12 protein-coding genes are annotated in these 13,123 nt (G+C 66.9%); 3 read left to right on the top strand and 9 right to left on the bottom strand.

Features of this window, described 5'->3' with window-relative positions; genetic code table 11:
• Window positions 1-15 precede the first annotated feature (15 nt).
• The 7 genes from tolR to epmA form a co-directional block, all read right to left on the bottom strand.
• Window positions 16-504: a protein TolR gene (gene tolR / locus BLS85_RS15330; protein ID WP_342729515.1), complete on the bottom strand. Its 489-nt coding sequence runs from the start codon at window positions 502-504 to the stop codon at window positions 16-18.
• A gap of 10 nt (window positions 505-514) precedes the next feature.
• Window positions 515-1,450 carry a protein TolQ gene (tolQ, locus tag BLS85_RS15325; RefSeq protein WP_092787617.1) on the bottom strand — a complete coding sequence of 312 codons (936 nt, stop codon included), beginning with the start codon at window positions 1,448-1,450 and terminating at the stop codon, window positions 515-517.
• 10 nt (window positions 1,451-1,460) lie between these two features.
• Window positions 1,461-1,970, bottom strand: coding sequence for a YbgC/FadM family acyl-CoA thioesterase (locus tag BLS85_RS15320; protein ID WP_092787616.1), 510 nt, complete (start codon window positions 1,968-1,970; stop codon window positions 1,461-1,463).
• Window positions 1,967-3,070: a Holliday junction branch migration DNA helicase RuvB gene (ruvB, locus tag BLS85_RS15315; RefSeq protein WP_092787615.1), complete on the bottom strand. Its 1,104-nt coding sequence runs from the start codon at window positions 3,068-3,070 to the stop codon at window positions 1,967-1,969. Before ruvB ends, BLS85_RS15320 begins: the two co-directional genes overlap by 4 nt.
• Before the next feature lie 125 nt (window positions 3,071-3,195).
• Complete coding sequence (locus BLS85_RS15310; protein ID WP_092787614.1) at window positions 3,196-3,942, bottom strand: 6-hydroxymethylpterin diphosphokinase MptE-like protein; 747 nt, start codon at window positions 3,940-3,942, stop codon at window positions 3,196-3,198.
• 8 nt (window positions 3,943-3,950) lie between these two features.
• Window positions 3,951-7,070 carry an EAL domain-containing protein gene (locus BLS85_RS15305; protein ID WP_092787613.1) on the bottom strand — a complete coding sequence of 1,040 codons (3,120 nt, stop codon included), beginning with the start codon at window positions 7,068-7,070 and terminating at the stop codon, window positions 3,951-3,953.
• 387 nt (window positions 7,071-7,457) lie between these two features.
• Entirely contained in the window at window positions 7,458-8,525 is a 1,068-nt protein-coding gene (epmA, locus tag BLS85_RS15300) for an EF-P lysine aminoacylase EpmA (RefSeq protein WP_092787612.1), read from the bottom strand.
• A 102-nt stretch (window positions 8,526-8,627) separates the two neighbouring features.
• Between epmA and efp the strand changes: the two genes are divergently transcribed.
• Window positions 8,628-9,194 (top strand): elongation factor P, encoded by a 567-nt coding sequence (efp, locus tag BLS85_RS15295; protein ID WP_092787611.1) that lies wholly within the window; start codon window positions 8,628-8,630, stop codon window positions 9,192-9,194.
• A 14-nt stretch (window positions 9,195-9,208) separates the two neighbouring features.
• Window positions 9,209-10,012 carry an inositol monophosphatase family protein gene (locus BLS85_RS15290; protein ID WP_092787610.1) on the top strand — a complete coding sequence of 268 codons (804 nt, stop codon included), beginning with the start codon at window positions 9,209-9,211 and terminating at the stop codon, window positions 10,010-10,012.
• Window positions 10,013-10,065: 53 nt separating this feature from the next.
• Here the strand turns inward: BLS85_RS15290 and BLS85_RS15285 are convergent, their stop codons facing one another.
• Complete coding sequence (locus tag BLS85_RS15285; RefSeq protein WP_092787609.1) at window positions 10,066-11,127, bottom strand: hypothetical protein; 1,062 nt, start codon at window positions 11,125-11,127, stop codon at window positions 10,066-10,068.
• Window positions 11,128-11,320: 193 nt separating this feature from the next.
• Here BLS85_RS15285 and rph point away from each other — a divergent pair, with 193 nt between their 5' ends.
• A complete protein-coding gene (rph, locus tag BLS85_RS15280) occupies window positions 11,321-12,055 on the top strand; it encodes a ribonuclease PH (RefSeq protein ID WP_092787608.1) in 735 nt (244 codons plus the stop codon).
• Between the two features lie 10 nt (window positions 12,056-12,065).
• On the opposite strand, the gene BLS85_RS15275 is transcribed toward rph, so the two are convergent.
• A complete protein-coding gene (locus tag BLS85_RS15275; RefSeq protein WP_092787607.1) occupies window positions 12,066-12,842 on the bottom strand; it encodes a hypothetical protein in 777 nt (258 codons plus the stop codon).
• Window positions 12,843-13,123 lie beyond the last annotated feature (281 nt).

Genomic DNA, 13,123 nt, shown 5'->3' with positions numbered 1-13,123 from the left:
CGATCCGCGCGGCCATCACTGCGCCGCGCCGGTGTCGCCCGCGCCCGACGGCGGGCGCGTGATCAGCGCCACCCGGCGGTATCCGGCGTCGTATAGCGAGCCCATGGCGGCCATGACCCGACCGTAGGCCACGCCCTCGTCCCCCCGGACGTAGACGCGCGCCTCCGGGTTGGCGCCGGTGATGGCGTCCATGCGCGCGGCCAGCGCGTCCAGGGTCACCTCCGTCTGATTGAGGAAGACGCGCCCGTCGCCCTGCACGGTCACCGTCAGGGCGGTGTTGTCCTGGTCCAGGCTGGGGCTGGAGGCGCGCGGCAACTCGACGTCCACGCCGGTCACCAGCAATGGCGCGGTCACCATGAAGATGACGAGCAGCACCAGCATCACATCGACCATCGGCGTAACGTTGATCTCGCTCATCGGCTGCCGGCGGCGGCGGCCGGGTCCCCCTCCGCGCGGTTGCAGGCTGGCCCCCATGGCGGCGTCTCCCTCTTCAGGCGCGGTCACACAGGTCGCGTCATTTCGACGTGTCGCCGGACCCGGTGCGCTCTTCGATCTGGCGCGACAGGATGGCGCTGAATTCTCCGGCGAAGGCCTCCAGGCGGCGGGCGTAGCGGTCGATCTCGGTGGACAGTTTGTTGTAGGCCACCACCGCCGGAATGGCGGCCACCAACCCGATGGCGGTGGCGAACAGCGCTTCGGCGATGCCCGGGGCCACCGTCGCCAGACTGGTGTCCTTCGACGCGCCGATGGCGTGGAAGCTGTTCATGATGCCCCAGACGGTGCCGAACAGGCCGACGAAGGGGGCCACGGCCCCGGTCGAGGCCAGGAAGCCGAGCCGGCGTTCCAATCCCTCCAACTCGCGACTCATGGTGATCTGCATGACACGGTCGATGCGCTGCGACAGGCTGGCCGACAGGCCGCCACCGCCCTCGCGCCCGGTGGCGCGGCGCCACTCCCGCATGGCGGCGAGGAACAGCGAGGTCATGGGATCGCGCGGGTTCGGCCCCAGGCGGTCATACAGGTCGTCCAGCGAGCCACCGGACCAGAAGCGGTCCTCGAAGCTGTTGGCGCGGCGGAACAGGTTCCGCAGCCGGAACATCTTGTCGAAGATGATGCCCCACGACCACACCGAGGCCAGCACCAGCATCAGCATGACCGCCTTGACGATGATGTCCGCCTGCCAGAACAGGCTGACCGGGTCCAGCTTGGTGGCCGCCAGTCCACCGCCGGGCGCCGCCGTGGGCGCGCCGCCTGGACCGGCGTTCAGCAGGCCCAGGCCGTCGTCGCCCGAGGGCGTGGCGGGCAGCAGCGATTCGCGGCCGACCGGCGCCACGGGCGCGGCGTCGGGCGGGGGTGGCTCCACCTGCACGGCGTCGATCAGGCCGAGATGGGGCAGACCGTCGAGGAACGACGCCACCGCGCCGGAAAGATCGAGAAAGAGCGTATCCATGGTCCGTCCGTCATGTCTCCGGGGCATCGGAAGGGTCGGGCGCGCCGCCATCGGGTCGGCCCGTCATATGGTCCCACAGGGTCTGGCGCAACCCCTGCGGAATGCGGCCGGCGCGTCCCTGCGTGGTCATCATCGCCAGTCGCAGACGCAGGCCCACCAGCAGGGTCGCGTCACGCCGGATGTCCTGGCGCAGCCGCATGGAGGCGCCGCCGACCTCCGTCAGGCGGGTCTCGACCCACACCAGGTCGTCGAGCCGCGCCGGACGATGGAACGTCATCTCGCAGTGGGCCACGGCGAACACCAGTCCGGTCCGTTCCATCAGATCCTGATGGTTCTGTCCGAACAGGCGCATCATCTCGGTGCGGGCGCGCTCGGCGAAGCGCAGATAGTCGGCATGATAAACGATGCCGCCCGCGTCCGTGTATTCGTAATAGACCCGCACCGGAAAAACGTGAACACCGTCGCGCATCACGCCGCCGTCCGGCGCGGGGCCGCCTTGCAGGGGAACGTCAAACGTCATGATGGCGCGCCCTTTCCGTCGCCAGTGTCGTTGCGGTCGTCCAGAAGATCGAACTGCCGCGCCTCCGCGCGTGACGGCGGCAGTGCCAGTCCGAGATGCCGATAGCCGCTCTCGCTGACCATCCGGCCGCGCGGGGTGCGCTGGATCAGCCCCTGCTGGATCAGGAACGGTTCGATCACTTCCTCCAGGGTGTCGCGCGCCTCCGACAGGGCGGCGGCCAGGGTTTCCACACCCACCGGCCCACCGCCGTGGTGGCGCACGATGCAGTCCAGATAGCGCCGGTCCATGGCGTCCAGGCCCAGCGCGTCCACCTCCAGCCGCCGCAGCGCGGCGTCCGTCGCCACCCGGTCCACGCGGGCGCGCCCGGCCACGGCGCCGAAGTCCCGCACCCGGCGCAGCAGCCGACCGGCCACGCGCGGCGTGCCCCGGGAGCGGCGCGCGATCTCCGCCGCGCCGTCGGCGGTCAGATCCATGCCCAGCTTGCCGGCGCCCCGGCGCACGATCACCTCCAGGTCCTCGGGATCGTAGAAGTTCAGGCGCACCGGAATGCCGAACCGGTCGCGCAGGGGCGTGGTCAGCAACCCGGAGCGGGTGGTCGCCCCCACCAGGGTAAACGGCTTCAGGTCGATGCGCACCGACCGCGCCGCCGGCCCCTCACCGATGATCAGGTCCAGCTGGAAGTCCTCCATCGCCGGATACAAGACTTCCTCTATGGCGGGATTGAGGCGATGGATCTCATCGATGAACAGAACGTCGCCTTTTTCAAGGTTGGTCAGGATGGCGGCAAGGTCGCCGGCCTTGGCGATCATCGGCCCGGCGGTGGCGCGGAAGCCCACCCCCAGTTCGCGGGCGATGATTTGCGCCAGCGTGGTCTTGCCCAGGCCGGGCGGGCCGTGCAGCAGCACATGATCCATCGCCTCGCCGCGCGTCCGCGCCGCCTGGACAAAGACGCGCAGGTTCTCGCACGCCAGCCGCTGGCCGATGAACTCGTCGAAGGTCTGCGGCCGCAGCGAGACGTCCCCCGCGTCCTCCGGCCGGATGTGTCCGGCGACAAGGCGGTCTGAGGGGTCGGCGTCGCTGTCGCTGGCGGCTGGGGTCATGATGGCCTGAGTGCTGGAACGCAGGGGGCGGCGCGTGCGCCGGGTCCCGACCTTAGAGCATTTTCATCGGCGGCGGAATCGGCCGCGACGTTACGGACAGAGCCATCGCTCGAACAGCCCCCGCATCACAGCCTGCCCCTCGGCACGCCTGTCAGCCGTCCGCCAGGGGTGGCATTGAACAGCCGCCGGCCGTGGTGGGCGTACACCACCGCCGCGTGGCGGAACGCCGCCAGCATGCGGTCTGGCTTGGGCAGGTGCCAGCGCCGCCCCGGCCCGAAGTAATCCGGGTCGTGGTGGTTCGGGTCGGGACCGGTGGAGGTCACCACCCGCCCGCTCACCCGTGCCGACACCGGGATCCGATAGTCCAGGTCCACCCCCACGAGATAAACAGGATCGCAGCCCATCAGGAACGCCAGTTGCAGCGCCAGATAGGCGACGCTCTGTCCCGCGAACAGCGGCCCGTCGCCGGTGGTGGCGAAACCGGGAACGGCGGGCGCCCGAACCCCGTCGTAGAAGGACCAGTTCACCGGCACATGCAGCCGTCCCGGCCCCGGCGGAATGATGTCCCGGTGATCGCGCGGCACGACCAGGGGCGCCCAGTCAATGGCCTTGAGAGCGGCGGCCTCCTCCTCGGCCACCAGCCGGTCCTCCACGACATGCCACGTCGGGGTCAGCCGTCCGGCCAGATGCAGCCGCCATGCGCCGTTGAAGGCAAAGACAACCGTTTCGTCGGGCCACCACGGGTCCGTCCGGTTGAGCGACGGGCCGTTGCCGACGATCACCGCCGGGGCTCCGGCATGGCGGTCCACGAGATCGGTCAGGGAATGATCGGGCCCAGGACGACCCGCCGTCACGTCCAGGCGAAGGCCCACGGGTCCGGCTAGCCCCGCTGGGCGGCCACGGCCGAGCGCTTGGCCAGGATGACCTCGGGCGGCATGAACCCGTCGGCAAGCAGCGCCGCCATGTTGTTGTGATCAATCGGCCGGCTGAACAGATACCCCTGACCCAGTTCGCAGTTGTTGACGCGCAGGAATTCGGCCTGATCCTCGGTCTCGATGCCCTCCGCGACCAGTTTCAGGCCCAGTGAACTGGCCATGCGGATGATGGCCTGGGTGATGGCCATGTCATCCTCGCTGGCCGGAATGTCCATGATGAACGACCGGTCGATCTTCAGCGCGTCGATGGGGAACCGCTTGAGGTAGGACAGCGAGGAATAGCCGGTGCCGAAATCGTCGATGGACAGCGTGATGCCGATGTTCTTGAGCGACCACAGCGCCTCGATGGCCTCGTTGGCGTTCTCGATCAGCATGCTTTCCGTCAGTTCCAGGTCGAGCAGGTCGGCCTGAACCCCGGTGTCGCGCAGAATGCCCTTGATCGTCTCGGCCAAGCCCTGGTCCCGGAACTGGCGCGCCGACAGGTTGACGCCGACCCGCACCGGCGGCAGGCCCTCGTCGAGCCACGCCTTGATCTGCTTGCAGACCGCCCGCAGCACCCATTCACCGATCGGCACCACAAGGCCGGTTTCCTCGGCGACGGGCACGAACTCGGTCGGCGAGACATCGCCCAGATCGGTGGAGCGCCAGCGCAGCAGGGCTTCGGCCCCGACCACCATTCGGGTTTCGAGGTCGACCTTGGGCTGATAGACGACCGACAACTCGTCCCGCTCCAACGCGCGCCGCAGGCCGGTTTCGACCTGCAGCCGGCGCACCATGTCGTTCGACAGGCTGTCCGTGTAGAACTGGAAGTTGTTGCGGCCCTTCTTCTTGGCGTGGTTGACGGCCGTATCCACGTTGCGCAGCAGGTTGGAGATACCGCCCCGGGTGCAGGGATAGATCACCACGCCGATGGATCCGGACGTATAGATCTCCCGCCCGTCCAGTTCGAAGGGACGGGACAGGTCCTCCAGCATGAGGCGGGCGATCTCGGCCACATCCTCCTCGCCGCCCACGTTTTCCAGAATGACGGTGAATTCATCGCCGCTCTGGTGGGACACCGTATCGCCGGGACGCACATGCCCCTGCAACCGCCGCCCCGCCATCTGCAACACCCGATCGCCCGACGGATGCCCGAGCGTGTCGTTGATGTTCTTGAAGTTGTCGAGGTCCACGAACAGGATGCCGATCATGGTGTCCCGCTCGTCGGCGCGTGAGATAGCGGCCTCCAGGCGATCACGGAACATGGCGCGGTTGGGCAGGCCGGTCAGCGGATTGCGCGTGGCCAGGAACAACAGCCGCTGTTCGGCGATCTTGCGTTCGGTGATGTCGCGCATCATGCCGATGAACAGATGGCGCCCGCCGATCTTGAGTTCCGACACCGACAGATCCGCCGGGAACGTGGTGCCGTCGCGGCGCCGCGCTTCGATCTCGCGGCCGGCTCCGAGAATGGCGCTCTTTCCGGTGGTCAAGTAGGATCGGATGTGGTCCTGGTGGGCGTCGCCGGCCTCGGGCGGCATCAGGATGGAGACGGGCTGGCCGATGACCTCGGCGGCGTCGTACTCGAACATCTGTTCGGCGGCCGCGTTGAAGGTCTCGATGATCCCCTCGGTATCGATGATGATCAGCGCCTCGACCATGGTGTCCATGATGCGCGACAGGCGCTCCTCGCGCTGGATGATCTCCTCGGTGGCGCGCTGGCGTTCACTGACGTCGCGGGCAACGAGCATGCAGGTCTGCCCTGGCCCGTCCGGATCGTAGGGGACCGCCGCGATTTCCACGTCGATGATGCGCCCGCGCATGTCGAGCAGGCGGGCCGGCACATGGCGGCGTTCGCCGATCATGAGGGCATCGACATCGTCCAGAAGCGGACGGCTGTCCTCGTGCATGTATTGCCGGAAATCGCGGCCGATCATGCTGTCGGCCGGCCACACTCCCAGCATGGCCGCGCCGGCGTCGTTCATCATCTCGATGCGGTTCTCGCGCACGGTGCAGATCAGATCCGGCGCCAGATCGAGGAGGTGGCGGTAGGTCTTGTCCGCCCGCGCGATCTCGCTCAGCCGGCCGAGATCAAGCAGCTTGTTGATGATTTCCAGCATGCCGTGGCCGGAGCGGACAATGTCGTCGATATACGCGCGGTAGTGCGCGTTCTCCAGGGCGCCGAACACCTCGGTCTGAATCACCTCGGCGAACCCGATGATGCTGTTGAGGGGTGTTCTCAGGTCGTGGCTGATCGACTGTAGGACCTGCGTTTTCGCGGCATCCGCCGCCTCCGCCTGCTCCAGGGCGCGGCTGACCCGCGTCTGTTGCTCATAGCTTTCGTTGATGTCGGTCAGGGACATCGCCACGCCGTCGCCGAGCTGGCTGGCCCCCATCCGGACCCACAGGTCACCACGACCCGCGCGCAGGATCGAGTGATCCACCGTGACCGGCGCACGGTCGGTGACCACATCCGCAAGCGTGGCCACCAGATCGGGCCAGCCGATGTCGTCGGCCAAGTCCCCCAGGGTGCGATGAACGATGTCGCCGCCCTTGAGTCCCAGCACTTGTGTTAGCGCCGGATTGACGAGCAGGAATCGGAAATCGACGATGGCGCCGTCGGCGTCGCGAACGGTTTCCAGCGCGGCGAGGCCGTCGCGCACGGCGTTGACCAGCCCCTCCAGGAACGCGCCGCCCTGGGCCAGTACGCTGATGGTCTCCCGCCGGACGACGGCGTAACTGATGGCGCGGCGGAGGCCGTCGGCCGACAGACCATCCTTGCTGAGATAGTCCTGAGCCCCACGGCGGACCGCAGTGACCGCGGTGTCCTCGTCATCGGACCCGGTCAGCACGATCACCGGAACGTCGGGAGCCGCGTCCACCACCCCGTCCAGCGTGGCGAGGTCGGAGGAATCGGGCAGCAGCAGGTCGACCACCACGGCATCGAACACCGTCTCCCCCAGCCGCGCGCGCGCGGCCCCAAGAGTGGTGGCGACGACCACATCGAAGACATCACGACCGTCCTCGCGCAGCAACGCCGTCACGAGACTGGCATAAGCCGTATTGTCTTCGACCAGGAGGATATTCAAAGGATCCTACCCCTCAGCCATCACCCTTCAGCCCTCAACCGGGACAACGCCCACCTCTGAACACGCGGGAAACCGGCCCTTCGCGATCCGCCCTATCGAAGAGTGACTCGGCCCGGACACCTTGTCCAGTGGGGCGGCCGGTGCGGTACGGAACACCGGATCGGCAAAAACCGGAACGCTCGCGTTCCAAATCATCGCCATTCTATAATAGGACAGAATCACGAAGCATCCAAAGTTTTTATCCGTTGTTTTTTCACGAATGCCCGAAAGTAACAACTGCATACTGTGCTCGCGACAGTTCGTTACGCCCGCCCACTTCCGCTTCGTCAAGCCAAGAAACCCCTTCGGTTGGACCCGGGCGCCCGACGACGACCGCTGTCCCGCCGATCAGGTCTCCCCCACCGGCGCCCACAGCACGTCCTCGATGCGACGCACGCCAGCACACAGCATCACCAGCCGGTCGAGCCCCAGGGCGATGCCGGCGCACTCGGGCAGGCCGCTTTCCAAGGCGGCGAGGAAGTCCCCGTCGATGGGATAGCGCTCACCGTACAGGCGCTCCTTCAGGTCCATGTCAGCCTCGAAGCGGACGCGCTGTTCGATGGCGTCCGTCAACTCGCCGAAGGCATTGGCGAGTTCAAGCCCGCACACGTACACCTCGAACCGCTCGGCAAGGCGCGGGTCCCCGGCCTTCGGACGTGACAGGGCAGCCATGCACACCGGGTAGTCGTAGAGGATGCACGGCACGCCGATCCCCAGGCGCGGCTCGACGAAGGCCAGAAAGATGCGGAAGAACACGTCGTCGAAGCGGTCGCCCTTTCCCACGGTCAGCCCGAGCCGCCGCGCCTCCGCCGCCAATGGCGCCGGGTCGGGATCCGGGTCCGGATGTGGCGGCAGGCAGGCCATCAGATCCACGTCCGCGAACTCGGCCAGGGCCTCGGCCACCGACAGCCGACGCCAGGGGCGCGCGGCGTCCGCCTGATGCCCGTGCCAGCGCAGCGCATCCCCGCCCGCCGCCTCCTGGCAATACGCGACCAGGGCCTCGGTCTCATCCATCAGGTCGGTATAGGACGCACCGGCCCGGTACCATTCCAGCATGGTGAATTCGGGGTGGTGGGTGGCGGAGCGCTCGCCATCCCGATAAACCCGCGCGACCTGAAAGATACGCTCCAGCCCGCCGGCCAGCAGCTTCTTCATGGCGAATTCGGGCGAGGTGTGCAGGAAGAACGGGACCGGCGGGCGCCCGTCCGGCGGCGTCCACCGGGTGGCGAAGGCCTTCAGGTGCGGCTCCAGCCCCGGTGAGGCCTGAAGGGCGGGGGTCTCTACCTCCAGATACCCGCGATCCGCGAAAAATCCCCGCGTCGCCGCCAGCACACAGGCCCGCACCGCCAGTGCCGGACGGCGCTCGGCCAGCGCGTCGGGATGCCACCAGGGGCGGGCGGACGACGCCTCGTTCATCGCACTTTCCTTCACCATCAGGGCCTTACGGCGCGGCCGCCAAGCGGTTGCCTGGACCGGGGCAACCTGCTAGGGTCCGCCCGCATTCAAAGGAATGGCCACATGAAAATCAACGCTAACACCATCCGGCCCGGCATGGTCCTGGATCACCAGGGCAAGACGTGGTCGGTGCTGAAAATCCAACTCATCCAGCCGGGCAAGGGCGGCGCCTTCATCCAGGTGGAGATGCGCGATATCGCCAGCGGCAACAAGACCAACGAACGCTGGCGCACCGCCGACACGGTGGAGCGCCTGGACGTGCGCGAGCGCGACTGCCAGTACCTGTTCAAGGACGAGACCGGCTGTCACTTCATGGACGAGGAAACGTTCGACCAGTTCCTGCTGCCCGAGGACGCCATGGGCGATCAGGCCCCGTTCCTGCAGGACGGCATGAAGGCGCAGGTCAGCTTCATCGAAGGTACGCCGATCTCGGCCAAGCTCCCGCAGCAGGTGACGCTTGAGGTGGTCGAGGCCGATCCCGTGGTGAAGGGCCAGACGGCGGCCGCGTCCTACAAGCCGGGCATCCTGGAGAACGGCGTGCGCATCATGATTCCGCCGTTCGTCGAGGCCGGCACCCGGGTGGTCGTCAACACCGAGGACAGCACCTACGTCGAGCGGGCCAAGGACTGAGGACTGACCGGCCCATGGCCCACCGCTCCGCCAACATCAATGTGATGGTTCAGGCCGCCCAGAAGGCGGCGCGTGGTCTCGTGCGCGATTTCGGCGAGGTCGAGCAACTTCAGGTCTCGGTCAAGGGGCCGAGCGATTTCGTCTCCACCGCCGACATGAAGGCCGAACGGACCATCAAGGCGGAGTTGAAGAAGGCCCGGCCCGACTGGGGCTTCCTGATGGAGGAAAGCGCACCCGAGGAGGGCCGCGACCCGCGCTGGCGTTGGATCGTCGATCCGCTCGACGGCACCACCAACTTCCTGCACGGCATCCCGCACTTCGCCATTTCCATCGCCCTGGAAAAGGACCGCGAGATCGTCGCCGGGGTCGTCTTCAACCCGATCAGCGACGAACTGTACTGGGCCGAGAAGGGACAGGGCGCCTTCATGAACGACCGGCGGATGCGGGTCTCGGCCCGCAAGGACGTCGGGATTTCGCTGTTCGCCACCGGCATCCCGTTTCGCGGCCGGCCTGGGCACGCGCCGTTCCTGGAGCAGATGGGCCGCGTCATGGCCGTCTCCGCCGGCATCCGCCGCATGGGGGTGGCCTCTCTGGACCTCGCCTTCACCGCCGCCGGACGGTTCGACGGCTTCTGGGAAAGTGACCTGCATCCCTGGGATGTCGCGGCGGGTGTGATCCTGGTGCGCGAGGCGGGCGGCTTCGTCACCCAAATCGACGGCGGGCCCGACCCGGTGCATTCGGGCACCATCCTCGCCGCCAACCAGACCCTGCACGCGGCGCTGAAGGACATGGTGGCCACGCCGCCGGCAGCGGCGTGATTCTCCGCCGACGGGATGACCGCCGTCCGTCATCCCCGCTGCATGGGGCTGGATCAGGCCAGCGCGGCCATCATCGGCGCCGAGTCCTCGATCTTGGTGATGTTGTCCAGGCCCTGACGGATATCGGTCATGATGAATTCCGAGCGCTTGACCGGCCCACCGGAACTGGGACGCGGGAACAGCCGCACCCAGGCGTTCATTTTCACCGTCAGACCGCACAGCACGCCGCCGATGGTGACATGGTAGGCCTGGATCAGGTCCTTGACCTTCTGGAATCGCTCGGCGGAGATGTTGTCCCACATGGCCTTGGTGGATCGTTCAAAATTCTCGAACCGGCCCGTGATGGCAGCTGTCAATTCGTTAATCGTAGACTCAATCATGTCGCACGATTTCATCAAGTTCTGATCCTGCCGCATTTGGTAGTTCTGTTTTATTTCGTACATGGAATTGATGAACACATCGAACAATGGGTAAAGTTGATCGAGACACTGCTTGTAGTATGAAAGCGAAAGGAATATATCTCCGTAGTCTTCCAGGAACTGTGGCACTCCCATGATCTCGATGCCCAAGGCGTCGGCCATCTGTTGCAGACGGTGCTTTGCCCGCTTTACGTCGGGATCGCGGAACAGCTTGACCACATCCTCGAACCTATCGACCTTGATATTGTCACCACCATAAATCTCTGCGATCAAGGGGCGTGTGAACTGGGTCATATACTCGGTCAGTTCCTGGTTCTTCTCGGGAGAAAGCTGCAAAGCCTTCTGGTCGTTCACCGTCACACCGGTCTTGCGCAGCATGATACGCAACGAGAACACATCATAGCTGTGCAGCGTCGACAGTTTGCGCAGCACCGTGTGATCGGGATGAATATTGTCGTCCGGCCAGTTCATCAACTTGGGCAGGTCACGGATTTCCACCTGACCGCTGCCGGTCTGAACATCGGAGAACATCTCGATCACGCTGAGCAGGCGCGCGTTCTTGATGAGCTTGGCCTGGCGCAACGCCGGCGTTTCCAGGGGGATGATCGAGAGCGGCAGAACGAACAGGGAGTCCATATCCCCGTCCTCGATGGGGTTCACGGTCTTTTCGTCTGAATGCCCCCAGGTTTCCGCCATGTCTATCTCCCAGGCCCGAATCGGAAACGCGCAAAAGAAAGCAGGGCCTTCTTACGCAATCCTTATACAATACGCGCGACCGCTTGGGGAGAGCCTGCGGCGAAAATGGCGTGATGCGCCCCCATACCTGCCGGGTTTCTCGCGGCCGGGAACTGCGATAGGGTCTGGCCCGCACAGCCTAGGAGAGTCCCAAATGCCCAGACCATCCGGCCGCCGGTCCGACCAGTGCCGCCCCGTCCACCTCGAAACCGGGGTCAACAAGCACGCCGAGGGCGCCTGTCTGGCCCGCTTCGGGGAGACCCATGTGCTGTGCACGGCCAGCGTGGACGACCGCGTGCCGCCTTGGTTGCGCGGTGGCGGGCGGGGCTGGGTGACGGCGGAATACGGCATGTTGCCGCGCTCCACCCACACCCGCACCGACCGGGAGGCGGCGCGCGGCAAGCAGTCCGGCCGCACTCAGGAAATCCAGCGCCTGATCGGGCGCAGCCTGCGGGCGGTCACTGACCTGGAGGCACTGGGCGAGGTGCAGATCAAGGTGGATTGCGATGTCCTCCAGGCCGACGGCGGCACTCGCACCGCCGCCATCACCGGCGGATATGTGGCGCTGGCGCTGGCGCTGCGGCGACTGCGGGATCGGGGCACCATCAAAACGATTCCGCTGATCGGGCAGGTGGCGGCCGTCTCTTGCGGCTTGGTGGAGGGCACGCCGGTCCTGGACCTCGACTACGACGAGGACTCGGGCGCACAGGCCGACGCCAATTTCGTCATGACCGACAGCGGCGGACTGGTGGAGATCCAGGGCACGGCCGAGACCACGCCCTTCACCGAGGCCGAGTTTCACGCCCTGATGGCGCTGGCCCGCGCGGGCATCGCCGATCTGTGCCGGCTCCAGGCCGCTGCGCTGGAGGCCGCCGGCCAGACACCCTGACGACCGGCGGTCAGAACCGCAGCCGCAACCCCATCGCCATGCCATGGTCGCCGCTTCCATCGGCGTTGGGCGAAGACGGTGCCGTCGCGCCCGGACTCAAGCCGGGCTCGACCCCGTGCCCGGCGTTCCCGAGCCCGCCACGACCGGTGTAGGTATAGGCGAAATCCAGGCTGAGGCCGGCGCCGAAGCTGACGTTCGTGCCGGCCGTGGCACTCCAGGACACACCCGAGTCGGTGACCGGCGCGACCGCCACGGCGGCCCCGGCGCCGTCCCGGTACAGACCGGCCGGTGTCTCCAGGTGTCCGGCGGAGAAGCCGGCCCCCAGGGTGGACCGCGCGCCCCACAGGCTCAGTCCGGTGGCGGCGTTGATGTCCACGCGGGCCGAAACGCCGGCTCCGAACCCACTGGCGCCCATCATCGCGGAGACCGGCGCATCCGGCGCCGCGCTGGCCGCGCCCAACCCAGCCGTGGCGTCGCGCAGACCCGGCCTGAAGCCGATGCCCGCATCCAGGCCGAGCCAGCCGTCCAGCCCATAGCGGACACCGGCGGTCACGGGCGCGGCCCCCGGGCCGTCGCGCCATGCGGCGCCGGTCTCAATGGCGTTGATCGGTGTTCCGAAATTGGCGACCAGGGACAGGCCATCCTCTCCGGCGGAAGCGGCGTCGGCCTCCTCCGCCCCAGCACACATCGGCACGCCCGCCACCACCAGGAGGGCGACCAGACCCACTGCCATCGAATTCGGCGCCATCCTCACGATCTTCAACATCCAGGTGTCGCGGACACCCATGGCCCACACTCCGACAAGGCTTCTGCCCCAGGAGATCCACTGTATGCGTCCGCGCCCGGACACACAATCGCGACCGTCACAGCGGCACGGCAACGAGTCCAGGTTAATGAACCGGGTCTGCAATGAGCTGGGCAATGACGGCGGGGTCCCAGCCTGCGACCTTGCGGGTAGTCTTGATGGATCGCTTGCCGCGTCCGGCGCGGATGATATTGAAGGCGAAGCGGCGCACGAGGGCCATGTTCTGGGCGCCGTGCCCCCGTCGCAGTCGCGACTGATCCTCC

It is taken from the genome of Rhodospira trueperi (assembly GCF_900101965.1).
GTDB lineage: Bacteria > Pseudomonadota > Alphaproteobacteria > Rhodospirillales > Rhodospirillaceae > Rhodospira > Rhodospira trueperi.
The sequence above is the reverse complement of the archived record's forward strand: the minus strand, read 5'-3'. Positions and strand labels throughout refer to the sequence as shown.

Excerpts from the sequence above, each read along its gene's own strand:
- BLS85_RS15320 (WP_092787616.1), bottom strand. The coding sequence starts at position 1,970 with ATGACGTTTGACGTTCCCCTGCAAGGCGGCCCCGCGCCGGACGGCGGC.
- tolQ (WP_092787617.1), bottom strand. The coding sequence starts at position 1,450 with ATGGATACGCTCTTTCTCGATCTTTCCGGCGCGGTGGCGTCGTTCCTC.
- epmA (WP_092787612.1), bottom strand. The coding sequence starts at position 8,525 with ATGAACGAGGCGTCGTCCGCCCGCCCCTGGTGGCATCCCGACGCGCTG.
- rph (WP_092787608.1), top strand. The coding sequence starts at position 11,321 with ATGCCCAGACCATCCGGCCGCCGGTCCGACCAGTGCCGCCCCGTCCAC.
- BLS85_RS15275 (WP_092787607.1), bottom strand. The coding sequence starts at position 12,842 with ATGGGTGTCCGCGACACCTGGATGTTGAAGATCGTGAGGATGGCGCCG.
- BLS85_RS15285 (WP_092787609.1), bottom strand. The coding sequence starts at position 11,127 with ATGGCGGAAACCTGGGGGCATTCAGACGAAAAGACCGTGAACCCCATC.
- efp (WP_092787611.1), top strand. The coding sequence starts at position 8,628 with ATGAAAATCAACGCTAACACCATCCGGCCCGGCATGGTCCTGGATCAC.
- BLS85_RS15290 (WP_092787610.1), top strand. The coding sequence starts at position 9,209 with ATGGCCCACCGCTCCGCCAACATCAATGTGATGGTTCAGGCCGCCCAG.
- ruvB (WP_092787615.1), bottom strand. The coding sequence starts at position 3,070 with ATGACCCCAGCCGCCAGCGACAGCGACGCCGACCCCTCAGACCGCCTT.